General features: G+C 58.4%; 18 protein-coding genes and 2 pseudogenes. 10 read left to right on the top strand and 10 right to left on the bottom strand.

Translation table 11 applies throughout. The features are described 5' to 3' along the window. Window positions 1-2: 2 nt before the first annotated feature. Window positions 3-488, bottom strand: a pseudogene (locus tag VW35_RS22265) (protoglobin domain-containing protein); the annotation flags it as partial. Window positions 489-633: 145 nt separating this feature from the next. On the opposite strand from VW35_RS22265, the gene VW35_RS20955 reads away from it, so the two are divergent. Further along, window positions 634-1,395: a helix-turn-helix transcriptional regulator gene (locus VW35_RS20955; RefSeq protein WP_046870533.1), complete on the top strand. Its 762-nt coding sequence runs from the start codon at window positions 634-636 to the stop codon at window positions 1,393-1,395. Here the strand turns inward: VW35_RS20955 and VW35_RS08455 are convergent. Further along, window positions 1,359-2,558, bottom strand: a complete 1,200-nt coding sequence (locus tag VW35_RS08455; RefSeq protein WP_046142459.1) for an ROK family transcriptional regulator — start codon at window positions 2,556-2,558, stop codon at window positions 1,359-1,361. The two genes, VW35_RS20955 and VW35_RS08455, sit on opposite strands and share 37 nt — an antisense overlap. Window positions 2,559-2,607: 49 nt before the next feature. Between VW35_RS08455 and VW35_RS08450 the strand changes: the two genes are divergently transcribed. Genes VW35_RS08450 through VW35_RS08440 form a run of 3 tightly spaced genes read left to right on the top strand, consistent with a single transcriptional unit; the run spans window position 2,608 to window position 6,429 of the window. Then, a complete protein-coding gene (locus VW35_RS08450; protein ID WP_161796879.1) occupies window positions 2,608-3,747 on the top strand; it encodes an HD domain-containing phosphohydrolase in 1,140 nt (379 codons plus the stop codon). A gap of 11 nt (window positions 3,748-3,758) precedes the next feature. Further along, window positions 3,759-4,259, top strand: coding sequence for a putative pterin-binding protein (locus VW35_RS08445; protein ID WP_046142457.1), 501 nt, complete (start codon window positions 3,759-3,761; stop codon window positions 4,257-4,259). A 1-nt stretch (window position 4,260) separates the two neighbouring features. Next, on the top strand, window positions 4,261-6,429 hold the full coding sequence (locus tag VW35_RS08440) for a hybrid sensor histidine kinase/response regulator (RefSeq protein ID WP_052951590.1): 2,169 nt from the start codon (window positions 4,261-4,263) through the stop codon (window positions 6,427-6,429). 370 nt (window positions 6,430-6,799) lie between these two features. Here the strand turns inward: VW35_RS08440 and VW35_RS20950 are convergent, their stop codons facing one another. The 3 genes and pseudogenes from VW35_RS20950 to VW35_RS08420 all read right to left on the bottom strand — a co-directional run bounded on the left by VW35_RS20950 (window position 6,800) and on the right by VW35_RS08420 (window position 9,261). Beyond that, on the bottom strand, window positions 6,800-7,591 hold the full coding sequence (locus tag VW35_RS20950; protein ID WP_083982535.1) for a PAS domain-containing protein: 792 nt from the start codon (window positions 7,589-7,591) through the stop codon (window positions 6,800-6,802). Between the two features lie 779 nt (window positions 7,592-8,370). Next, window positions 8,371-8,514, bottom strand: a pseudogene (locus VW35_RS21280) (IS110 family transposase); the annotation flags it as partial. 195 nt (window positions 8,515-8,709) lie between these two features. Further along, complete coding sequence (locus VW35_RS08420) at window positions 8,710-9,261, bottom strand: LysR substrate-binding domain-containing protein (protein ID WP_083982533.1); 552 nt, start codon at window positions 9,259-9,261, stop codon at window positions 8,710-8,712. Between the two features lie 123 nt (window positions 9,262-9,384). On the opposite strand from VW35_RS08420, the gene VW35_RS08415 reads away from it, so the two are divergent. Together VW35_RS08415 and VW35_RS08410 are read left to right on the top strand one after the other, a co-directional pair. Next, the gene (locus tag VW35_RS08415) at window positions 9,385-11,163 is read left to right on the top strand and encodes a methyl-accepting chemotaxis protein (RefSeq protein ID WP_052951588.1); all 1,779 of its coding nucleotides are present in this window, start codon (window positions 9,385-9,387) and stop codon (window positions 11,161-11,163) included. Window positions 11,164-11,213: 50 nt separating this feature from the next. Continuing rightward, window positions 11,214-11,477: a hypothetical protein gene (locus VW35_RS08410; protein ID WP_046142454.1), complete on the top strand. Its 264-nt coding sequence runs from the start codon at window positions 11,214-11,216 to the stop codon at window positions 11,475-11,477. Window positions 11,478-11,490: 13 nt separating this feature from the next. Here VW35_RS08410 and VW35_RS20545 read toward each other — a convergent pair whose 3' ends face one another. From VW35_RS20545 to VW35_RS08385, 5 genes are all read right to left on the bottom strand, one after another. Next, window positions 11,491-12,459: an AraC family transcriptional regulator gene (locus VW35_RS20545; RefSeq protein ID WP_161796878.1), complete on the bottom strand. Its 969-nt coding sequence runs from the start codon at window positions 12,457-12,459 to the stop codon at window positions 11,491-11,493. Window positions 12,460-12,593: 134 nt separating this feature from the next. Continuing rightward, window positions 12,594-13,610 carry a LacI family DNA-binding transcriptional regulator gene (locus VW35_RS08400; RefSeq protein WP_046142453.1) on the bottom strand — a complete coding sequence of 339 codons (1,017 nt, stop codon included), beginning with the start codon at window positions 13,608-13,610 and terminating at the stop codon, window positions 12,594-12,596. 797 nt (window positions 13,611-14,407) lie between these two features. Next, window positions 14,408-14,833 (bottom strand): thioredoxin TrxC, encoded by a 426-nt coding sequence (gene trxC, locus VW35_RS08395; RefSeq protein ID WP_046142452.1) that lies wholly within the window; start codon window positions 14,831-14,833, stop codon window positions 14,408-14,410. Further along, window positions 14,830-16,125, bottom strand: coding sequence for an NAD(P)/FAD-dependent oxidoreductase (locus VW35_RS08390; protein WP_046142634.1), 1,296 nt, complete (start codon window positions 16,123-16,125; stop codon window positions 14,830-14,832). Before VW35_RS08390 ends, trxC begins: the two co-directional genes overlap by 4 nt. Before the next feature lie 543 nt (window positions 16,126-16,668). Next, complete coding sequence (locus tag VW35_RS08385; RefSeq protein ID WP_161796877.1) at window positions 16,669-17,505, bottom strand: sulfite exporter TauE/SafE family protein; 837 nt, start codon at window positions 17,503-17,505, stop codon at window positions 16,669-16,671. 124 nt (window positions 17,506-17,629) lie between these two features. On the opposite strand from VW35_RS08385, the gene VW35_RS08380 reads away from it, so the two are divergent. The 4 genes from VW35_RS08380 to VW35_RS20540 all read left to right on the top strand — a co-directional run bounded on the left by VW35_RS08380 (window position 17,630) and on the right by VW35_RS20540 (window position 21,242). Further along, on the top strand, window positions 17,630-18,667 hold the full coding sequence (locus VW35_RS08380) for a Bug family tripartite tricarboxylate transporter substrate binding protein (protein ID WP_083982574.1): 1,038 nt from the start codon (window positions 17,630-17,632) through the stop codon (window positions 18,665-18,667). 57 nt (window positions 18,668-18,724) lie between these two features. After that, window positions 18,725-19,261: a tripartite tricarboxylate transporter TctB family protein gene (locus tag VW35_RS08375; protein WP_046142450.1), complete on the top strand. Its 537-nt coding sequence runs from the start codon at window positions 18,725-18,727 to the stop codon at window positions 19,259-19,261. Window positions 19,262-19,293: 32 nt separating this feature from the next. Then, window positions 19,294-20,799 (top strand): tripartite tricarboxylate transporter permease, encoded by a 1,506-nt coding sequence (locus VW35_RS08370; RefSeq protein ID WP_244465849.1) that lies wholly within the window; start codon window positions 19,294-19,296, stop codon window positions 20,797-20,799. A gap of 203 nt (window positions 20,800-21,002) precedes the next feature. Further along, a complete protein-coding gene (locus tag VW35_RS20540) occupies window positions 21,003-21,242 on the top strand; it encodes an SDR family NAD(P)-dependent oxidoreductase (protein WP_052951585.1) in 240 nt (79 codons plus the stop codon). Window positions 21,243-21,282 lie beyond the last annotated feature (40 nt).

Here is a 21,282-nt window from a genome sequence, read left to right as displayed (position 1 = left end):
GCCGACATCGCGACGCCCAGATCGGACACCGCGGCCGAGAGAACTTCCTCATCGTGTTTGCGATTGAAGAGTCCACCCTTGAGCGACTTGATGTGCTCGCCCATGAAGTCACGTGCAAGCTCTGTGACCAGCGTTTCGACGATGACGCCGTTGCCCCCAATATACCAACGTGGTTCGAGCCCGATCTGCGCATGGCGCAGGCCAATGCGTCTGCTGGACTCGACATACGTTGCGTCGAACTTGCCCGTAGCGATCGCAAGCCAATGACCGAGTTGACTGGACTGAGCTCGGTTCATCTGATCCGAGCCAGAGAAGAACCGCGAGACCGCTGGGACCGTTGCAAGCTTCTTGTAGAAGAGGGCCAGGGCTTCGGGAAGATGCTTGGCAATCAAGGGTTCGACCGAACGAAGGGCATCTCGGCCTTTGTTATCGAGACCGATAAAGTCGAGCCGGGCTGTGATATCGCCGTTGTTTCCAGAATGCTCCACCTTCTCGCTCCTGCTCGATAGCCGGCACGCGCCGACGATATGATGTGAAGCCAAGTCTAGGCGACCGTTGTCCGAACACAGACTGCGTCTGCAAACAGGTGTTAAGTTCCATCACGTATTTTAATCTTGCGAGAGGAGGATTCGCATGAGTGAGCATAGTGGCGGCTTCAGCCCGACATCTACGTTCAGCGCCCTTGCGCCAAAGCTAAGAGAAATCTCTAAGTCTGCATGTAGCATCCAGCTTCAGCGGGCAGTCTCTGAAGCGGTTCACTGCATTGGTTTCAAATATTTCGTGTTTGCTTCCTCGATTTCAGCGGAAGAGAACACGAAATTCTATCCGACCATTCACACTCTTCCCGCAAACGTGGTGGATGCTCTGGTAAGCAGGGGGCTTTACCGCTCCAATCCGGTGCTGACCCGCCTTCGCCAGAGCAATGATGCAGTTGTGGTCTCGATGAATGTCGCGGACCCCAATCCTGTGATCGCCGAAGTGAGTAAGTTGCTGGCTCCCTTGGGTATCGTCGGTGCTGCTCTCGTCCCAGTGCTATCGGCCACAGAAAATCTTTCCGTTATCGGCGGTTACTCCTGCGACAGGGTGCCGCCTCCTGGAACGGTTTCATCGCTGAGATTGATTGGTACGGCTACATCACTGCGACTGCTGGAGCTATGCGATCTGCCCGAGCCGCCAACTCTGACGGAGAAGCAGGCGACCATTCTGCAGTGGGCCGCGGCGGGAAAGTCCAATGGCGACATCGCCGAAATCGTGGGGCTTACCCGAAGAAATTGTGAATACCACATGGGCGAGATTTTGCGGAAACTGGGTGTGGCCACCCGCGGACAAGCGATAGCCGCCCTGATGGCGGGTCGGGTTCAGAGCCCCATATCTGCAGCGTCGCGAGAGAAATAGCGCCGATACATCGGCATCAGCGCGGCGCCAAGCGCTGGCGCCCTGCCACCCAGTTTCCCCTGCAGAACAGGTGGATGCTCTGACGTGAGCGTTGGCTTATTCGCGAGGCGCTCACGAACTTTGGTGACAAGTCGCTCACGTATAGGGTCAGGGAGGGCGCCATCGACGATAGCGAGATCTGATTCCAGCATGGCATGGGCGTTGATAATTGCAATTGCGATCGCCCTCGCTGCTGCATCCAGCCATTCCTCGGCCTGCGGGGAAAAGTCGTCCCAGTTCCAGCTTTCCGGCATACCAGGAGGAATGGCCACGCCAGCTTTGGTCAGGTGCTCTTCGAAGGCGTGGATGGAGGCCACTAAATGGACGAAAGTGGGCTTTCCATCGTCACCAGCAATGAGCATGCCTCCCATATTTGCAGCATTTCCTCGGGCCCCCTCCCAGAGCTTCCCGTCTGCAATAACCCCTGCGCCCACGAAGGTGCTGATCAGAAAGTAGGCGATATTCTTCGGCCGCGGCGCCCCCATGGCTACAAGTTCACCCCAGCAAGCGGCATTCCCGTCATTAAATGGGAAAACCTCGAGCCCAGTGGCCTGACTGAGAGCGGCGGCTACGTCCAAATTTTCCCATTTAGCAGCCTCTGCTTTTGGGGCTCCGAGCAGATCGAGATTGCGGAAGATATTCGTTGGCATGGCAAGGCCAATGCCGATAAGGCGGTCACGAAGCGTTTCCGGAACGAGCGTGGCAAGGATCCTAACCAATGACCCGATCTCGCTGAAGATAACGTCCGCGGCGGGGAAAGCGTAGTGGCGGCTGTGCTCGCCCAAAACCTCTCCCGCCAGGTTTCGCAGCACGATCCGATAATGCTGCCACCCTAGCTCACAGCCAATCGTAAAGACACCGTCCGGGTTGAGGTAAATGGGTACCGCCGGCTGGCCGCGCAGCCCTTTCCGGGCCTCTCCCCTGACGATGAGGCCAACGCGCTCGAGATCGCCCAACATCCGGGCGACCGATTGCGGAGCGAGATGAGTGCGCCGAGCGATCTCCGCAGCCGACGACCCGCCCTGGGTCGCTACTGCGGTCAGGACGGCGCGCTCGTTGTTCTGACGAAGCTCCGCTGCCGACATGCGTCTTGCACTGGGGTCAAAGACATCCTGGTCGGTCATACGGTCAATTCACTTAGTCTCGCGTCGAGCCTTGATCGGTCCAATAAGCATGCATCGATTTAACGCACCGCTAATCAACGATCCATCGATGTGTTTGTTTCCAGCGCAAGATTTAATATGCATGGAGAAACAGGAGGCATGGATGCGTGTCGTAATCGTTGAGGACAACCGCACCAATCTCGAGGTGCTTACCCAATTGGTTCGCCGAATGCCGTCGATCTCGGTGGACGGCTTTACAGAGGGCGCTTCAGCGCTTGCCGATGCAAGCGAACAAGCCTGTGATCTCATGATCATCGACAATGTCATGCCGGGAATGTCCGGTCTGGAACTTGTCGTAGCCGTGCGCGCGCTCCCCAGTCACCGGCATGTCCCAATAATAATGATCACCGCTGACGCCGAGCGATCCATACGCCTCGCTGCCATCAACGCCGGGGCAACCGATTTCCTTGCCAAGCCGGTAGACCCGATCGAATTGCGCTCGCGACTGACCAATCTTCTGGCGCTGCGCAGCGCCCAGAACCAGCTCGAGGATCGCGCAGTTCACTTGCAGGCGGAGGTAGACCGGGCGACGGCGCATCTTCAGAAGCGCGAAGAGGACATGATCTATCGTCTGGCTCGTGCGATCGAGGTTCGTGATCACGAGACCGGGGACCATGTCGAACGGGTTGCACGCGTGGCTAGGATATTGGCCACGACCATGGGCTTCGATGCCGATTTCGTTCGGATGCTTTGGCTGGCCGCTCCGCTGCACGATGTCGGCAAGATTGGCGTCTCCGACGCGGTTCTGAACAAGCCCGGTCGGCTGGATGGTGGCGAGCTGACACAAATGAAGCTGCACCCAACTATCGGTGCGGAAATTCTCGCCGAGGGCGACTCCGATATGCTCAGAATGGCCGAGCAAATTGCGCGCTGCCACCACGAGAAATGGGATGGTACCGGCTACCCCCAGGGCCTTGCTGGCGATCAGATTCCCATTGCCGCTCGCATCACTGCCGTCGCCGACGTCCTCGATGCCCTTTGCAGTCCGCGCAGCTACAAACCTGCCTGGCCAGCATCTGAGGCACGCGACGAAATCCTTGACGGATCAGGAACCCATTTCGACCCCGCCTGCGTCTCTGCACTCGAGCAAGCCTGGTCAGAGATTGCTCCGATCTACATTTCGCGTTTCGACGTCGTCGACGCTGCTTGAGAGGTCCCCAAATGAACAGATTGATATCGGCGACTACACTATTCTTGATGATGATCGCGCCAGCAGTGGCGGGGGATCTTGCCCTGCCTAAGGGAGCAGAAATACTGGAGGTAAACGGCTCGATCACCAGCTCAAACGCTGACGGAAAGGCCATCTTCGACCTCGAAATGCTGGATGCCCTTCCCCAGCGCGTCACCAAAGCGACTACGCCTTGGTACACTGGCGAGCACGAATTCAGCGGTGTGATTATCAGTGATCTTCTCAATTATCTCGGCGCGAGCGGGGAAAATGTGACCTTCACCGCTCTCAATGATTACGCTTCGGAGATTCCGATGTCAGAACTGGAAAACCTGCCGGTCATTCTGGCGACCCGGGTCGACGGTGAGGAGCTCTCCGTACGCGACAAGGGTCCGCTTTTCGTGATCTACCCATTCGACCTTGATTCAACCCTTTATAACGAGGTCATCTTCGGTCGATCCGTCTGGCAGGTTGCCTCGGTCACGGTGCACTGAAATGCGCCCCACGATCCTCAAGGCTAGGCGAGCCGTTTCCCGACGGATTGGGCTGGGGATCGTCATTCTCACCATTCTCAGCGTCGGCCTGCTGACGTCCGTGATCTGGCTGTTCGCCGGGGTCAACGAGAGACAGAACGCTGTCCGGGCGAGTGTCCGGGAGGACATGGTCTGGGCAGCCTATCAGGCCGATCGCGAAGCGGCTCGACTCATCGAGGCGATACGAGATGCCTTGATCAGCGGCGATATCGTTCAGGTGTCCAAGCGGTTCGACCTTCTTTACAGCCGCACGCAGCTTATCACTCAAGGCTCCTATGCCGAGATGTTCGGCGCTAATTCTTCGGTTCAGGAACTTGCGTCTGCGGTCAGTGCCCGTATTCACGATCTGCTTCCTGTAATGGATTTGATTGCCGCCGACCCGGAAGAATTTCGGGGCCGAGAGGATAGCATTCTCCAACAGGCCAACATTGCTCGGAAGGCGACTGGGGACCTTCTGGTTTCTACAAATGCAGCGATCAACCTTTTGCGCCTTGCCGAGCGTCAGGAAACTCTGGCTACTTACTGGCGTATCGGCGCAAGCGTGGCGGCGCTGACCATTACCCTGGTTCTGATCGTCACTCTTCTGGGTGTTCAGCTCTTTCACATTTCCCGCAGCGGGAGGGAGATGGAGCTTCTCAGTCGGCGCAATGCGCGGGTAGCAAAGCGCGCCAAGAGTGCCAGTGCCGCGAAATCAGCCTTTCTCGCGACGATGAGCCATGAAATCCGCACGCCGTTGAACGGCATCATCGGGATGACGGAACTACTGAGAACGTCTCGGCTCGACGACGATCAAATCCATCAGGTGGAAACCATTCGCCATTCTGGCGACATGTTGCTCGATGTGATCAACGACATCCTCGACTACTCCAAGTTGGAAGCTGGTGCCGTTCGCTTCGAACCCAAGGCGGTCGATTTGCGGGAGGTCTTCGAGCCTATCGAGCATATGATGCTGCCGCGGGCCGAGAGCGCGGGGCTCAACCTTGTCTTTCAGTATCCCGACGTCAGGTTATTCGCGGACGCCAACCGCCTGCGACAAGTGCTCGTCAATCTGATCGGCAATGCGATAAAGTTCACCCCTGCGGGCGCGGTTGAAGTTAAGGCAAGCGTGTCGGGAGATCGACTGAGGCTGGAGGTCAAGGATACCGGACCTGGCATTTCCAAAGACGATAGTAGCCGTCTGTTTCGCGAGTTCAGTCAGCTCGACAGTTCCAGCACGCGGTCCTTTGGCGGCACTGGCCTTGGATTGGCGATCTGCCGACGATTGGTGGAGGTGATGGCGGGCGACATCGGTGTGGACAGCGTTTTGGGGAACGGGAGCACTTTTTGGCTCGAAATTTCGGCCGGTCCGATTGCGGAGCTCGCCGTTGCCCACTCGCATCATCAGGTCGCCCTTCAAAGAGATTTTCACGGCCGCGTTCTAGTGGTTGATGACAACGCAATAAATCGCGACGTCGCCCTGGGCTTGCTGCGCAAGTTGGGGGTTATCGCGGAAGGGGCCGCAAATGGGCGCGAGGCGATCGCAGCAACTGAGGAATCCCACTTCGATCTCATCCTGATGGATATGCAAATGCCTCAAATGGATGGGCTTGAAGCGACGAGGATCTTGAGGGCGGCGGGTTTGGCAGTCCCGATTGTGGGATTGACGGCGAACGCGTTCGAGTCAGACCGAGTGGCCTGCATCGAGGCAGGGATGGATGACCACGTCGCTAAGCCCGTGACCAGGGACAAACTCATTTCACAACTGTCCAAACACGTTCGTGCGGCGGACGTTTCTATCACGCCTGAACAACCGGCGTTCATCGTGGATGAGGACTATCAGCAAAGCTTGAAAGAAGCCTTGGGCGAAGAGGAATTCATGCGGCTGGTCAGGGAGTTTGTCTCGTCCTCCGAGGTTATGCTTTCACAGGCCGAAAGTGCTGTATCCCAAGGACTTGCAGATGAGCTCGATCGTATCCTGCATACACTAAAGGGTGCAGCTCTGACCCTTGGCTTTCGCTCCATTGCTGATGCGGCACAGGCAGAACGCTCCAAGGAGCTTGGGCTTGTCGCTGTTTCGAATATTCGGGCATTCTGCGCCGCCACAGCAACAGCGGTGGTACCGAAGGCATCGGTCACAGGGGTGCACGGGTAGTGATTGGTGGGCAAGGTCGAGACACCAGCAAGCTGTGCAAGGCCGGGGATTTCGGCATCCTGGGCTCGCGTTCTCTTTCCCTCGAGTGCAGCAGCTGCTTCTCTCGTGCGAGGATCGACGCGAACGTCGTTGATGACCGTGAATTCTCCAAGTTTGAGGCTGTCGATGAAAGAACCATAGGTTCGTAGCGGCAATATCCCGGCCAGCGTCTCCACACCCGCAGCAGTCCAGTCGCGCTGAGTGATAAGGGCCTCCGACACCAGATCGATCGATGAGTAGCCGACCCTGCTGGCGCCAAGCATAGGACCCAATACCGACGCCGCGGCGAAAGCGATGTCCTCGGGTGCTTCCAGATCTCGGATGGCTTGCGTCAACTCGATCGACGCGTCACGACGCTTTCAGCATGTTTCCTTGCTGAAATCTCCAAAACGGTTCCGGTGACCCTCAGGCAACGTCCTGCAGCGTCGAAAACCCCACGTCCCTTTGCTGCAACCCACCGAACCACGCCATCTTCCTTGCCGATGGTGCGATATTCGACGTCGTAAAGGGCTCGCCGGATCGGGTCAGCAGCCGCGAGATAGGCGGCGGTCGTTGCTTCACGATCGTCGGGATGGAGACCGTTGTAGAAGTCGTCCATCGTTACCGGGATTTCTGGAGAGATTCCAAACATCGCCTTCGTGCGCGGCGGCCAAATCAGTTGGTCGTTGACCACGTCGACGTCCCAAAAACCGAGATCGGCATTGTCTACCGCAAGCCGCAAACGCTCTTCGCTCATTGCGAGAGCCGATTGCTCTTCCTGCAGGCGATGCTCTAGACGGACACGGCCGGTGGTCTCCGGCGTGATGTTGAGAATAGCGACGACGGTGCCATGCTCATCGCGCACGGGAGATAGCGAGTAGTTAAAGTAGGCGGTCTCAGATCCACCACCTTGGAGACGCGCCATTACGAATGCAGCATCTTCGAAATATACCGAAGCTTCACCGGCTCGTACGCGGTCAAACTGCGGCTTCAGTTCGTCCCAGATCTCGGCCCAGACAATAGACCCGAGCTGCCCCAGAGCAGCGGGGTGTTTAGCAGCCAGTATTCGTCTGTAGGGATCGTTGTAGATCAACGCGTATTGCGGCCCCGACCAAAGGCAGATCGGAAACGGTGAGTCGAACATCGATCTGACAAAGGTTCGGACAGCGGGAGCCCATCCAATGGTGGGACCAAGGGGAGTGGTCGACCAGTCAAGTTCCCTGGCTAAGCCTCGGACATCACCCTCACCAGCGAATAGTCCCAGTGCGTCCTGTCGCGCGTCAGCTGCCGTATTCAAACCGTCACCACCTGTATATGAACGCGTCTGTGAACCACCGCGTTACAATATAGGGGGAGGATACCTCTGTCAGCCACGATGAGGCATTTGCATTCTCAGCGACCATGGGGTGCGGCTCAGGCTTGGCGCCATTCGGCGAAGGCATCTGTATAGTGCGTGAATAACATGTCGGTATTGAATGGTTTGCGGGACAAAGTCAGCACCGCGCCATAAGACCTTCGTCAGGATTCACCGGGTCAGAACTCACGATCATGCCGATTGTAGTTCATCGTTCTTCTGTCATCGTTCGCTTCGGTTGATATCCCTCTCTACTCGCAAGTACGGTGGCCGCTATTCCCGTTCTGGCGACCAAGACCTGACAGTCCCGCTTTCCATCTGTGGACGCCCCTCAATACGCAAGCGGTTTTTGAAGGTTGCCCGTAGTCGGATGCTGCCATCTGTCCGGCCTCTGATGCAGCGCCAGAGGCTGCGGGCCCGTATGGGAGTTCGTGAACCGGAACCACATCACCCACAGCGTGCTCAAGGCACAGTGGAAAGCCCTGGTTTTCCGATCCCGTCTTACCGACTGTTGCGCCATACCTTCCTTCGACCGACTTCGTCTCCGGAGACCCCTGGTCCGCCTTGGCCTATGCCGCGGCTGCGACCGGAGCTTTGTATTCCTCGTGTTTGACGAGTAGCGCCCAGATGATGCGCGCGGTCTTGTTGGCCAGCGCGACGGTGACCAGCATGCGCGGCCTGCGGGCCATCATCTGCTCAAGCCACGAGCCTGCTGACGCACCACGTAACTTCCGACATGGGCGCCTCCTCGAGTGGTGTGTTCAACACCTCCACTTTGGCACATCGATGCCGGGGGGCGTCCACCCCATCACCCCGTTTCAGCGGTGCGGGACGTGTTTGAGGGGATGGCTGCTCTTAGGAAAGCTCAGAAGCGTCCTGAACGGCCGGAATGGGGCGCTCACCAGAATTCATGACTTGCTAGAAATGACGAGCTTTCCATCCGGGAACTGAGCGGTGAGGAACGCCACGAAGCTGGTGACTTTCGGACTCGATAGCCTGGATGACGCATGCAGCACCCAGACCTCGATGCGGTGATTAATAACGTGTCCCCAGTGCGCGAGGCGTCCCAACGCAGCCTCTTCAGCCACCAGCGACCACGGCAAAACGGCAGCTCCGCGGCCGGCCTGCACGGCCTGCTGGATCATCAGGATCGATGACAGACGCATGACTGGCTGCGGTTGATAGGTCACTGGGCCATCCCCTGCATCGACCACCCAGTCGCGCACCTCGCCGATCCGGCTCATTAGGATCGCGTCGACGGGCCCGCCGGCAGGCGGGTACTTCACCGTTGGGGCGGCCACTAGCACCAGTTCGTCGATGAAGAGGCGACGCCCCACCATGCTCTCTGTCGGTTTGGGATTGGTGCGGATGATAAGGTCGTAACCCTCCTCGACCGGGTCGATAAAACGATCTTCGGCGTTGATCTCGATCTGCAACTGAGGATGGAGCTGTGAGAACAGCGCCGCGGCGCGGCTGCCGGTCGGCTAGCTCGCAAAAATAAAAATGCGAACGGTGCGCCTTCCTTCGGATCGGGAAGTTATTAATGCGGCATCCGCACATTGGAGCGAAATCAAGGTGCTCCGATGCAACTGCCTTCTCTCTTCAAAACCAATGTCCTTGAAAAGCGCGCCTTTCATGCTTTGGCGGCGGTCAGCGCATCGCAGGCAATCATCGAATTTGCGCCGGACGGCACGGTCGTCACCGCGAACCAAAACTTTCTTTCGGTGATGGGATATAGACTCGAGGAAATCGTCGGGCGTCACCACCGGATATTCATGCCGGCTGAAGAAGCTGGTCAATCTTCCTACGCCGACTTCTGGCACGCCTTGAATACGGGGAACGCCCGGTCGGATCAATTCAAGCGGATCGCCAAGTCCGGTGCAGAGGTGTGGCTGGAGGCTTCATACAATCCCCTCCTTGACGATCAAGGCCGGGTGCAGGGCGTGATCAAGGTCGCTAAGGACATCACTCAAGACCATCAACGTTTTGCCGATGCTCAGGGACAGCTTGCCGCGATTTCACGATCCCAGGCTGTCATCGAACTCGATCTCGATGGAATCATCCTGACCGCCAACCAGAACTTCTGCCGTGCGCTTGGGTATGACCTCGGCGAAATTGTCGGGCGGCACCATCGCCTCTTTGTGCCGCCGAGCGAGGCAGGTTCGTCGGCCTATGTCGAATTTTGGCAGACGCTTCGAAGTGGAAAATACCTGTCGGCGGAATTTCGGCGGATTGGCAAGGCCGGCAATGACGTCTGGATCCAGGCCAGCTACAATCCCATCCTCGATCTGAACGGTCGCCCCTACAAAGTCGTCAAATACGCGACCGACATCACCGCGAGAAAGAACGCAGTGAACCAGCTAAGCGCCGCGTTGCAGACCCTGGCAAGCGGCGACCTGACTTGTGTGCTCGATATGGCGCTTCCCCCTGATCTCGAGCCGGTACGGTCGGCCTTCAATCAGTCGGTTCGCCAGTTCGGTGCCGTGATCGGGCAACTGCGGCTGACCTCGACATCGCTCAGAACCGCGACCGGCGAGATCACGGCGGGCGCCAACGATCTTGCCGAACGCACGACACGGCAAGCCGCCGCCCTCGAGGAGACATCCGCAACGGTCGAGCAGTTGACGCAGGCCGTATCGGAAACCGCGACGCGAGCCGATAGCGTCTGCCTTTTGGCCCGGAAGGTGTCAGAAGGGGCCGAAGACGTCGGATCGGTGATGACCGAGGCCAATAGTGCCATGGGTGCGGTATCGGCTCAGGCGGCCAAGATATCCAATATCATTGGTATGATTGACGACATCGCTTTTCAGACCAATCTCCTGGCGCTCAATGCCTCGGTCGAAGCCGCGCGGGCAGGCGAGGCTGGGAATGGCTTTGCGGTCGTGGCTGTCGAAGTGCGGCGCCTGGCGCAGTCTGCGGCCCGATCGTCGCGAGATGTAAAAGAGCTCATCGAACAATCGAATGCGGCGATCGCTCTTGGGACGAAGCTGGTGTCGACTGCGGCCGATCGTTTGGGAGCAATCGTCTCCAGTGTTCACGAAAGTGCAGGGCTTATGGACGGCGTTGCCGGTGCCAACAAGGAGCAGGCGCTTTCGCTTGCAGAAGTGAACAGCGCCGTCCGCAGCCTCGATGAGATGACCCAACACAACGCCGCCTTGGTGGAGGAAACGAACGCTGCGATCGAGCAGACCGAGGCGCAAGCAGAACGGCTGGATGTCTTGGTCGAGCGCTTCAGGCTCGCGGAGACATCGGCCTCGCCACGGCTCAACCTCGTCAGGTCCGTACCATCCTCCGCCCGCGCGCCAACCTCGGCTACTTTCCGCAAGAGTGCCGCTGCGATCGACGCGGATTGGACCGGGTGATGCTCGGCAAAGGCATATTGTTCGACAGCATCCGAGCATAAGCGACTAAAATGGTAGACGAATACGAGGTTCTGGTTGGCGAGCGGCGGTTCGTCCTGTTCATCAAGAGCGAGCTGAACGTCTTTGGATTGCTTAGCCCGCTCACGGAAGCCCACTGCACTTATAAGCAGACTTTCCCTTTGACGCTGTCATCTGGGTTATCCTCCGAAGCCTATATCGCGCTTGAGACCCAAGGTTTCTATTTCGAGCAAGATCGCTGGCAGGCGTCGGCTGACGACGATGGTTCTGCCTTCAGCCAGATTTGGCGCGATTAGAAGCGGACCGTCCTTAGCGCGTGACCCGCTTCACAGTGTCGGCCGGAGTCTCGCCGAAGGCCTCGAGATATTGCCGGTTGAGCCGTGCACCACTGACAAAGCCCCAGGCGGCGGCCGCTGTGCGGACGTTCTCTGCCAGACCAGCGTCCAAATCCGCGTGCAGACCTTCGAGCCTGAAGCGCTGCAAGCGCGCCAATGGCGTGATGCCGGTATAGCGCTTGTAGGCAAGTTGAAGTGAGCGAACGGATATGCCGACGGCTTGGGCCACCTCGGCAACACCGATCGGCTCCCTGGCGTGCTGGCGCATGAAGTCCTCCGCCTCGCGCAGGTTGCGGCTCGAGCTCAAAGGATCGTTCTTGCGTCCCAGAAAGACGCCATTGGCGCTTAGGGAGGATGCAATGATCTCGAGAAATGCGTCCTGACACCGTCTCATTGTGATCGGCGAAAGCTTCAGCAGCTCCTTCTCGGCGAGCAGCATATTGATCAGCGGTGTGAACCCTGAAAGGGAAACTGCCGCCAGATGCGTTCGCGGCAGAACGGCGCAGCTGCCCGAAAACGAGCGGTTCGCTTTGCCAAAATGTTCTCTGACATACCCCTCAATCGACCGCATCGAGGTCGTTACGAAATATTGGGCGTAGTTCTCGGAGAATCGAGCAGTCTCGATGCTCTGAGAATCGGCGATCACAACCTCGCCGCTGCCGGTTACCAATTCCCTGCCTTGGCCTGCATAGACGAGATGCCCTTTCGCGCTGACGGCGCAAATCATCCGCTCGCCGTAGGCGGTCGTTTCCAATGCAAAGCCGCTGGCGGTCGAGGCTTCGCCCAATGCAAAATCGGACCACCCGATGAAATCACCCTGGTAATCGATGATATCGCTGCCTTTGGTGGGGATAGCCCGACAGCCCGATACAAGAGATGTGATTGTCTCGGAAACGATGTCGGCGTTCCTGGACGTGATATGAAGTCGCCCTGATAGTCCCAATGAACTCCCGTCCCCCACATCTGCGCGGCATTCACAACCCACCGTGAACGCTCACGGTTGTAGTTTTAGCTTACTCACCGGGCAAAAATTTAAAATGCCGTGATTGTTCACGAAAGGATGTCCGGCTCTATCATTCAGGTCGAGTGGCGCATAATCAACTTTGGAACGACGGTTTGATTTATGGGCGAAACCTCGCGAAAAGCGCCATCGTCCAGTTGATTGGCGATCTGGATAATAGCCCTGGACAGTTCGGCACGGTCGATGTGGAGGCTGCTCAGCGCCGGGGAGAGGGCTCTGCCCATTTCCAAGCCATCAACTCCCATGATGCGTATCCGCCCGGGAACCGCAAACCCGGCTTTGAAGGCGCCGAGAAGGGCGCCGATCGCCATCAGGTCGTTGAAGACGATCACGGCGTCGAGGTCCGGATGGGCTTCGAGCAGCGCCATGATGGCCATCTCACCTCCAGCCATGGACTCAGCACCATGGACTGTCGCTTCGCTTGTATCGGGGTCTACGAACTGTTTGAAGAACTGGCAGCGTGGTGACGGCTTGTAGGTGCCATCGAGGTGAACGGTGTAGTCGGAATCGATCATGCCGATCCGCTTTGCGCCGCGTTCATAGAGCGCCTCGATGGCGTTCTTCATGCCCGAGCGCATGTCGAGACTGATCGCGTGAACACCGGGCACGTCCGAGCTGCCTTCCAGATAAATCAAGGGCATGCCGTCGGTTGCCTCTTGGAGCTCGATGGCGGGCCGGTTGAAATGTCCAGCCACCACGTCCACTTGCCCTGACAGCGCGCGAACGGCCTCCGCTTCAGATATTCCCTCGGCCGAACTGATAACCACTTGCCATCCGCTGACCCGGGATTGCTCAAGCAAGTCCGCCGCCAGATCGGTAAAGAATGGGTTGCGGAAGGACTTAACTACGAAGCCGATCGCTTTCGATTTGCGGCGGGACGCGAAGTTCCTCGCAAAACGGCTCGGCCGGTATCCCAGGCGCTCGGCAGCCTCCAAGACCTTGCGCTTGGTGTCTTGGCTGATATCGGCCTTGTTGTTAAGCGCCCGCGTCACCGCACCGCGTGAAACGCCGGCGACAGCCGCGACATCATTGATCGAAACGCGTTGGTTGGGCGGGCGTGCTTTGGATACCACGATTGATCCTTAATGTCCGCCTCAGGGCCAGGCGGCTTCTCGTACTCTACACGAAAGCCAGGCGGAAGGCTGACATGACGACCGTCTCCAAGAACGAAATGTGGCATTGGGGAAAGCTAGACATCGATAGCGTGTTGTTTTACTGACGGCGAACCATCTAGATGCGAAGATCTCAGGATCGGCTAGAACTGCTGCCCCCACCGTCGCCAAGCCCCTCAATGCATTGCGCTCGGCCGTTCAGTCCGGTTTCTCCGACAGCAATGCCAATTGCTGCCAGTCCTCAACCCATTACCCCAATTGGGCCCTCGCCATAGCGGTCACAAATGTCCGCTCTTCGGAATTCGCTGGAGCAGGTCAAACGGCCGGAATCGGGCAGGTAACGGACAGGCAGCTTGCGATCCAGCAGCCTCTACACGCTTTTCCAATTTGCCCACAAGCGGATACGGAACTGACGGCAGTCAGATATCTGTGGCCGGTTCGGGCCCGTTTCTGCGTTGGTGTACCGGCCAAGGCGCGTTCTCGCAGGAAATGTCGGTGCCCACGATATCGGATTGCGAGCTGACCATGACATAGTTTCCGGCCGTCACCGACATGGGCCTGGCCAGGCAGCTGCGGCGCGGCGCGGCGCCATGGCCTATCTCTGCATTGTCGAGTGTTGGGAAGCACCATCACGCAAGATACTCGATGGCGCTTTGAGCGGGAATCATGGGAGCCGCCGGGGCGGTAGTGGATCAAACCCGGACCAAGGCCGCGCCCTCCGCGGTGTCATCGTCGCGTAGGTAGGGTTTGCCAAAGAGCTAATATTGCGCGCGGGCCCATTTGAGAATGTCGGTGCGGCTCATGGCGCCGGACACTCTTGCGACCTCCTTGCCGCCGTTGAACATGATCATGGTTGGGATGCCGCGGATGCCGAGCCGCGTCGACAACGCCTGGTTTTCGTCCGAGTTGAGCTTGACGAAACGAAGCCCCGGTTCGGCCTCTTTGGCAGCCGCCTCGAACTGTGGGCCCATGACCTTGCACGGCCCGCACCAAGGCGCCCAGACATCGACGAGAACCGGGATGTCGGACTTGGCGATATGCTTCTCGAGCACGACGGCGGACACATCCACCGGGTGCCCATCGAAAAGCGGACGGCCGCATTTGCCGCAATTGCCCGAGGCGAGGTCACGGCCATCCGGAATGCGGTTGGTCGTGCCGCAATACGAGCAGACGATATGGGTCATGTGTCGGTCTTGTCCTGCTTGACCGCCCGGAGCTTTTCTATGCCGAGCACCTGAAGCGCCAGCTTCTCATAGAAGGGCTCGGCGGTGCCAGAGCGGATCTTGTGCAGAAAGTACTTCTCGAAACCGATCTTGGCGGCATGCACCCACTTGCCCGAACCGGACCAGTTTACATTGCGGGGCGGGATCTGCGGCTGGGCAATGAAAGCGACGCCACCATCGCCGAAGTCGGCAAGGCAGACCGCGTTCCATGTCGGGATAGCCGACGGCTCCTTGCCCGCGATCAGGTTCGCGATGTTCTGGGTTGTCGCCGTGACCATGGATTCGATCATGAAACCGGTCTTGGGGACACCGACCGGCACCGGCGTCTTGCCGACCGGTGGAATGGCGACGCAAACCCCGATGGAGAAAACTTCCTTGAAAGTCGGATTGCGCTGATATTGATCGGCGAGGATAAAGCCACGCGGATTGGTCAGGCCCTCGATGCCACGCACTGCGGACACGCCGCGGAAGGCCGGTATCATCATCGTATAGACCGAGGGGATTTCGTGGGACTGGCGCACCGACCCATCCTCGGCGATCTCGCTGACGAAGGCCTTTCCGTCCTCGAATTTGTCGACCCTGGCATTGGTGATGAAGTGGATGTGTCGCTGCCGCAGCTCGCTCTCGAGCAGGCCCTTGGTGTCACCGACACCATCGAGGCCCAGATGACCGATATAGGGCTCGGCCGTAACGAAAGTCATGGGCACCCGGTCACGTACCCTCGCGTCGCGCAGGGCCTTGTCGAGAATGAAGGCAAACTCATAAGCCGGGCCGAAGCAGGAAGCGCCCTGGACCGCGCCGATGATCACAGGTCCAGGATTGTCGACCAGCCGGTCGGAAGCATCCTTGGCGCCCAGCGCGTGATCGATATGGCAAACCGACTGCGTCCCGGCCTCCGGACCAAAGCCCGGGACCTCGTCGAAGGCGAGCTCCGGGCCTGTGGCGATGACCAGGTAGTCGTAGGCAAGATCTGCACCGTCTGAGAGCGTGATGCGTTTTTCGGACGGATGGACGCGTTCGGCGCCCTGCGGAAAGAAGTCGATATGGCGCCGCGCGAAGACTTCGGTCAGATCGACCTCGACGTCTTCCCGGTCCCGCCAGCCAACGGCCACCCATGGGTTAGAGGGCACGAATCGGAACCGAGACCCCTTGTTGACGACGGAAACCCGATGACTGCTGCCGAGCGCATCTCGCAGCTCATAGGCCATGATGGTGCCACCAAGACCGGCACCGAGAACGACGACGTGAGCCATGTGTTCCTCCATGTCCCACCTTATCGGAGCGCTCGTCGTGAGTTCTTGATCTAGATCACTTTAGTGAACGGTGGCCGACCGGCATTGGCGGGAACTGCCAGACAGCATTCCGCTATGGCCAGCTGTGGCTGATGCTGGCTGCGGTGGATCAATGCGTTGAAACGACATGCTCGTGATAGGTGAATAGGGGACCCTGCAGATCGCTCGAACCCATATTGCCCAAGATGATCGTCGAAAAGGCGATCATCGCTTCAGCAGGCGGTCGAGTTCCTTTTACCTTTGCCTCTGCTTGAGAAGTGGCTCTCGGCCTAGAAGCGGAACTCCGACTTTGTTCGAGAGGGGCGATATCGACGCCGGACGCTGCTCGGTGACGACGACAAAGACGAAATCGCGTGCGCCTTTGGCAGCAGGTCACTGGCACAGCCACCATCCTCATATGGTTGAACGTGAGTGACCGCGGCTGCCTTTTTCGCACCAGCGAATGTCGTCGCCGTGCGAAAATCCATCTTCTGGAACGATCGTACGATCGCTGTGGAGCGAGGGCTAAAGGCTCAACACCATCTTTAGCCCAATCAGGCCAAGGAAGAGTAAAATCATCTGATCGAAGGCTCCGCGACTTAGCTTGCCGCTCGCCCATTGGCCCAATGGCAGGAAGCAGACGATGGGAACGAGGGCAAGCAGACCCTGCAAAAGCCACTCCGGCCGCATGACTCCGGCGATCCATAAAGACGGCAATTGAACGATGGAGAAGGTCAGGAACATCGCTGAAACGGCAAACACGTGTGCCGCTCGATCAAGGTTCATAGAGTGGATGAAGGTGACCCCAATGGGAGCGGAAATGCCCGTTGCCCCCTGGAGCACACCACCACTGACACCGGCAATGGGGCCAAGGCGCCTGGCGAGCGGCAGGCCGAGTGACCAATGCGGTGCGGCAAGGCGCAACGACACATAGGCAAGCAGAATTATGCCCAGTGATAGCACCAGCGCACGCTCGGGCAGGGCTGTCAGGGCCCAGGTGCCAAATCCGATTCCTATTGCTCCCGCGACCAGAAACCACGGCATGAAGACAAGACGCGGCGCATGCGCTTCTTCGCGGAAACGCCAGACCTGCCAGGCGTTGGTCACGATCAGTGGGATAGTCATGAGGCCAACGGCGTGCTGAAGCCCAAAAACTGAGGTGAGTACGGGCAAGGCTATAAGGGGCAACCCCATGCCCGTGGCGCCCTTGACTGCGGCTCCTGCTGAAAGCGCTAAGACCATTATCAGGACGGACTGAAGGTCCATTGCGCGCCTTTCTAACTCTCCTGTTGGTTCAAAATGCGGTGTGATCTCAAGAGAAGCAACGGCTATGTCGCGCATATGCGTACGAAAATCGACCATTGCCAACATGATCAGGAATAACTGATTGGTTACTTATCGGTTGACATAGCCGGTTATGAGCCACAGTCTGGTGTCGTTGGACACCGGAAATATCCGGGTTCTGCATCACAAGGGAGGAAGAATGATGAACAGAAGACGTCTGTTTGTCCTAGCCACAGGCGCATCTGCGCTCTTAGCGGGCACATCTTTGGCTGGCGCACAAGAGTGGAAGCCAGACCGACCGATCAATCTTATCGTACCTTGGGGCGCAGGGGGGTCTACCGATCAGGTTACCCGCGTTACCGCACCAATTCTGGCCGAGGCGCTCGGCGTGGATGTCGTAGTTGTCAACCAGCCGGGGGCCTCGGGAGCCATTGGCACCCAAGAAGTGCTCAACGCTCCACATGACGGGTATACTTGGACAGCGAATGCCATCGCGAACAATGCCACCTATTCGGTCTCGGGCCTGTTAGAAGACACCGATATTGACGACTGGCACATCTACCTTTCCGTCGCCAACGTGCCTGTGGTTAGCGTCCCTGCAAACAGCGAGTTCACTGATTTCGGCCAGTTGCTTGAAGCCTTGAAGGCTCGCGGGCAGGAGATCACTGTTGCCACTGCCGGTATTACCTCGTCGGGTGGAACAGCCATTGCCGCACTGTCGGATGCGGCTGATGGTTTTGAGTACAACATGATCACCTATGACGGCGGTGGCCCTGCTGCCATCGCCACAGCCTCCGGCGAGGCAATGATGACGACACAGCTCGCGGTCGAGCAGACCGAACTGATCCGCGGTGGGCGGCTGAAGGCTTTAGCGGTGTTGTCCGATCAGCCGCTGGTGCTCGAAGGCGTCGATCCGATACCGCCGATCACTGAGTGGATTCCGGACATGGACCTGGCGCCTGACTATTTCGGCATTTTTATTCCTTCCGATGCCCCGGCTGAAGTTTTGGCAACAGTGGATAAGATCTGGGCCGAAAAGGTGCTGAACTCGCCCGAGCTCAAGACTTATGCCGAAACGTTCGGTGCAGTCTTCGCTCCATCCTACGGTGCAGAAGCACGCGCCCTGGCAATGCCCGTGGTGATTCTTGAGGCCTGTTCGTCGGTGGAGCGTGGCGAAGCCGTCAATGATCCATCCACGATCGGCATCGACTGCGCGACGCGTACTGAGACAGGCTTGTAATCGCGCGAATGGCCCGGGCGACTGAGACGCCCGGGTCCAACGTTGGAGGGGGATCGCATGACTGATCAAATCGAGGAGCCGGCGGGGGGCGAAGCGCCCGCCATGATCAAGGCGGATCTTTTGACCAGCCTCGTTTTCATCGTCCTTTCCGCCTCCATGCTCTACGGATCTTGGACCATGGACAGGCTGGCTAATAGACGCATCAATCCAATGACGGTGCCGGGCCTGGTTCCGGGCCTACTTAGCCTGGCGCTTCTAATCTGCGCTATCGCCCTGATGGTTCGATCGGTTCGGACCCCGTCGGTCGGTGGCTGGCTGGATCTAGGCGCTGCCGTCACTTCCCAAGCAGCTCGTCGAGCCGGCATGGTTCTGTTCCTGGCACTCGTCTACACATTGGGACTGGTCGGGCTTGTTCCGTTCTGGTTGGCCACCGGCATCTTCGTCCTGGCGTTCATTCTCGTGTTCGAGGTCTGGCTCGCGGCCCCGCGTCGCACTCTGAGGCAGTCGCTGCCTTGGGCGATAGGACTTGCCGTCGCCACGGCCGCAATCGTCACCTTTGTATTCGAGCGTGCCTTTCTGGTGCGCCTGCCATGAGCGGAATCTGAGCCATGCTCGACGGACTTGGAATGCTGCTGGGTGGCATCACCCACTTCCTCACCCCTTTGTCTCTGTTTAACATCGCCTGGGCCACGCTGCTGGGCATTGTCATCGGCGCTTTGCCCGGACTGACCGCCACCATGGGCGTGGCCCTGCTGGTGACGCTGACCTACAAGATGGCGCCCGATCAGGCGATCTTGTGCCTCATGTGCATCTATTCCGGGGCTATTTATGGCGGCAGCCGCACAGCCATCTTGCTGGCGATCCCCGGCACCCCGGCAAGTGCTGCCACAACGCTCGATGGACATCCTTTGGCTCTTCAGGGACGGGCCGGACTCGCAATGGGCCTGGCAACTACGTCCTCCGCCCTGGGTACGGTCATTGGTATCTTTGCCTTGGCGCTCATTGCGCCGCTCTTGGCCGAGGCTGCGCTTAAGTTTGGCAGTTACGAGTTCTTCTGGCTTGCGCTTTTCGGAGTTGTCATCTCCGGCCAGCTCACGGCGATGGACGATCCTCTCAAGGGCTATATAGCGGGCATATTGGGCCTCATGGTCGCCATGGTCGGCATGGAGACGCTGCACGCCCACCAAAGGTTCACGTTCGGCATTCCAGCGCTCGGCGGCGGTGTCGACCTGATCCCCGCAATGGTCGGTGCCTTCGGTTTTGCCGAGATTTTGGGCGTCATAAAGCGCACGGCGCAGGCGCGTATCGTTTCCTCGAGCGAAGACCGGGTCGTTCCCAAACTCAGCGAAATCCTCAAATACTGGAAAACGACAATGCGCTCAGGTGTCATCGGGACTTTTGTCGGTATCGTGCCGGGCGTAGGAGAGGATGTTGGGGCTTGGGCGTCCTACGCGGCCGCCAAACGCGTCAGCAAGGAAGCGCATCTCTTTGGCAAGGGGAGCCAGGAAGGACTAATCGCTGCCGAGACCGGTAATTCTGCGGTGGTGCCAGGCGCGATGATTCCGACGCTGACTTTGGCTTTACCCGGCTCGGCTGCCGCGGCCGTTCTGATTGCAGCCATGTTCATCCACGGCATTCGTCCCGGTCCGCTGCTCATGACGGAGAGCCCCGATGTGCTATACCAGATCGTTGCCATTTTGCTGTTCTCCACGTTGGCTATCCTGGTGTTCGGGCTTACGTTGACCAAGCCGCTATTGACTGTACTCTCGGTACCAAGAGAACGCCTTATGGCGGTTGTGTATGTTCTGTGCGTCGTCGGGTCCTTCGCAATAACGCAACGCATGTTTGACATTTACGTCATGGTGGCCTTTGGGATTGTCGGGTTTATCCTGCGAGAAATGAAATACCCGATGGCTCCACTAGTGCTGGGGATTATCCTGGGCGACCTGCTCGATCTCAACCTCCGGCGGGGATTGATGCTTACCAATGGAGACCCCACACCGTTTTTCACCCGACCGATCAGCGCCGTCATCTGCCTTATCATCGTCCTCACAATCCTGATGTCTATACCCGCAATCTCAATGCGCGTTAGAGCCCTTTTTGATACTCGCAGGGCTGGCATCGATCGCTAGATAATTCTTGAACTAGTGGGCGTCGTTATTCAGCCATTGCAATAAGGGCGAACGGACCGCTGCTGCCTGATTGCGCCATGCCTGGATGCATCCCAGTGGCGTAACGAATGATAGCGGCTTAGCACTGGCGGCAGCTTTTCGCTGATGATGTCGACAGCACCTTCTGGTGTGCGTAAGGCGTTGGAGCCGTCACGAAACCAAGAGTGCTTGGCCGCATCTTTACCATTTCCTCGGGCGCCGGACTGCGCCCAAGCCTGACTTGCATCCAGGCCGAGTGCGATGCCAAGCACGCCCTGGTTGGTTTGACCAAAAAGCTGGCGCCGGAGCTCGGTCCGCACGGCATTGCTGTCAATAGTGTAGCCCCGGGTTTCTTATTGTACATTCGGGCGACTCAACGCCAGGGGGAGAGCTATGACGAAGAAGGGCAGAAGCGACTGAGCTAATCCATCTATATGCGCCGACTTGGGCAGGCAGAGGACATCG

The sequence above is a fragment of the Devosia soli genome (assembly GCF_000970455.1).
GTDB classification, from domain to species: domain Bacteria; phylum Pseudomonadota; class Alphaproteobacteria; order Rhizobiales; family Devosiaceae; genus Devosia; species Devosia soli.
Note: the sequence above shows the minus strand (reverse complement) of the source record. Positions and strands in the feature narration are given on the sequence as shown.

What these genes read in the sequence shown, in the direction of transcription:
- VW35_RS20955 (WP_046870533.1), top strand. Translation starts at nt 634, where the DNA reads ATGAGTGAGCATAGTGGCGGCTTCAGCCCGACATCTACGTTCAGCGCC.
- VW35_RS08370 (WP_244465849.1), top strand. Translation starts at nt 19,294, where the DNA reads ATGCTGCTGGGTGGCATCACCCACTTCCTCACCCCTTTGTCTCTGTTT.
- VW35_RS08440 (WP_052951590.1), top strand. Translation starts at nt 4,261, where the DNA reads ATGCGCCCCACGATCCTCAAGGCTAGGCGAGCCGTTTCCCGACGGATT.
- VW35_RS08410 (WP_046142454.1), top strand. Translation starts at nt 11,214, where the DNA reads ATGGTAGACGAATACGAGGTTCTGGTTGGCGAGCGGCGGTTCGTCCTG.
- VW35_RS08455 (WP_046142459.1), bottom strand. Translation starts at nt 2,558, where the DNA reads ATGACCGACCAGGATGTCTTTGACCCCAGTGCAAGACGCATGTCGGCA.
- VW35_RS08450 (WP_161796879.1), top strand. Translation starts at nt 2,608, where the DNA reads ATGCATCGATTTAACGCACCGCTAATCAACGATCCATCGATGTGTTTG.
- VW35_RS08445 (WP_046142457.1), top strand. Translation starts at nt 3,759, where the DNA reads ATGAACAGATTGATATCGGCGACTACACTATTCTTGATGATGATCGCG.
- VW35_RS08380 (WP_083982574.1), top strand. Translation starts at nt 17,630, where the DNA reads ATGAACAGAAGACGTCTGTTTGTCCTAGCCACAGGCGCATCTGCGCTC.
- VW35_RS08375 (WP_046142450.1), top strand. Translation starts at nt 18,725, where the DNA reads ATGACTGATCAAATCGAGGAGCCGGCGGGGGGCGAAGCGCCCGCCATG.
- trxC (WP_046142452.1), bottom strand. Translation starts at nt 14,833, where the DNA reads ATGACCCATATCGTCTGCTCGTATTGCGGCACGACCAACCGCATTCCG.
- VW35_RS08390 (WP_046142634.1), bottom strand. Translation starts at nt 16,125, where the DNA reads ATGGCTCACGTCGTCGTTCTCGGTGCCGGTCTTGGTGGCACCATCATG.
- VW35_RS08385 (WP_161796877.1), bottom strand. Translation starts at nt 17,505, where the DNA reads ATGGTCGATTTTCGTACGCATATGCGCGACATAGCCGTTGCTTCTCTT.
- VW35_RS20950 (WP_083982535.1), bottom strand. Translation starts at nt 7,591, where the DNA reads ATGTTCGACTCACCGTTTCCGATCTGCCTTTGGTCGGGGCCGCAATAC.
- VW35_RS08415 (WP_052951588.1), top strand. Translation starts at nt 9,385, where the DNA reads ATGCAACTGCCTTCTCTCTTCAAAACCAATGTCCTTGAAAAGCGCGCC.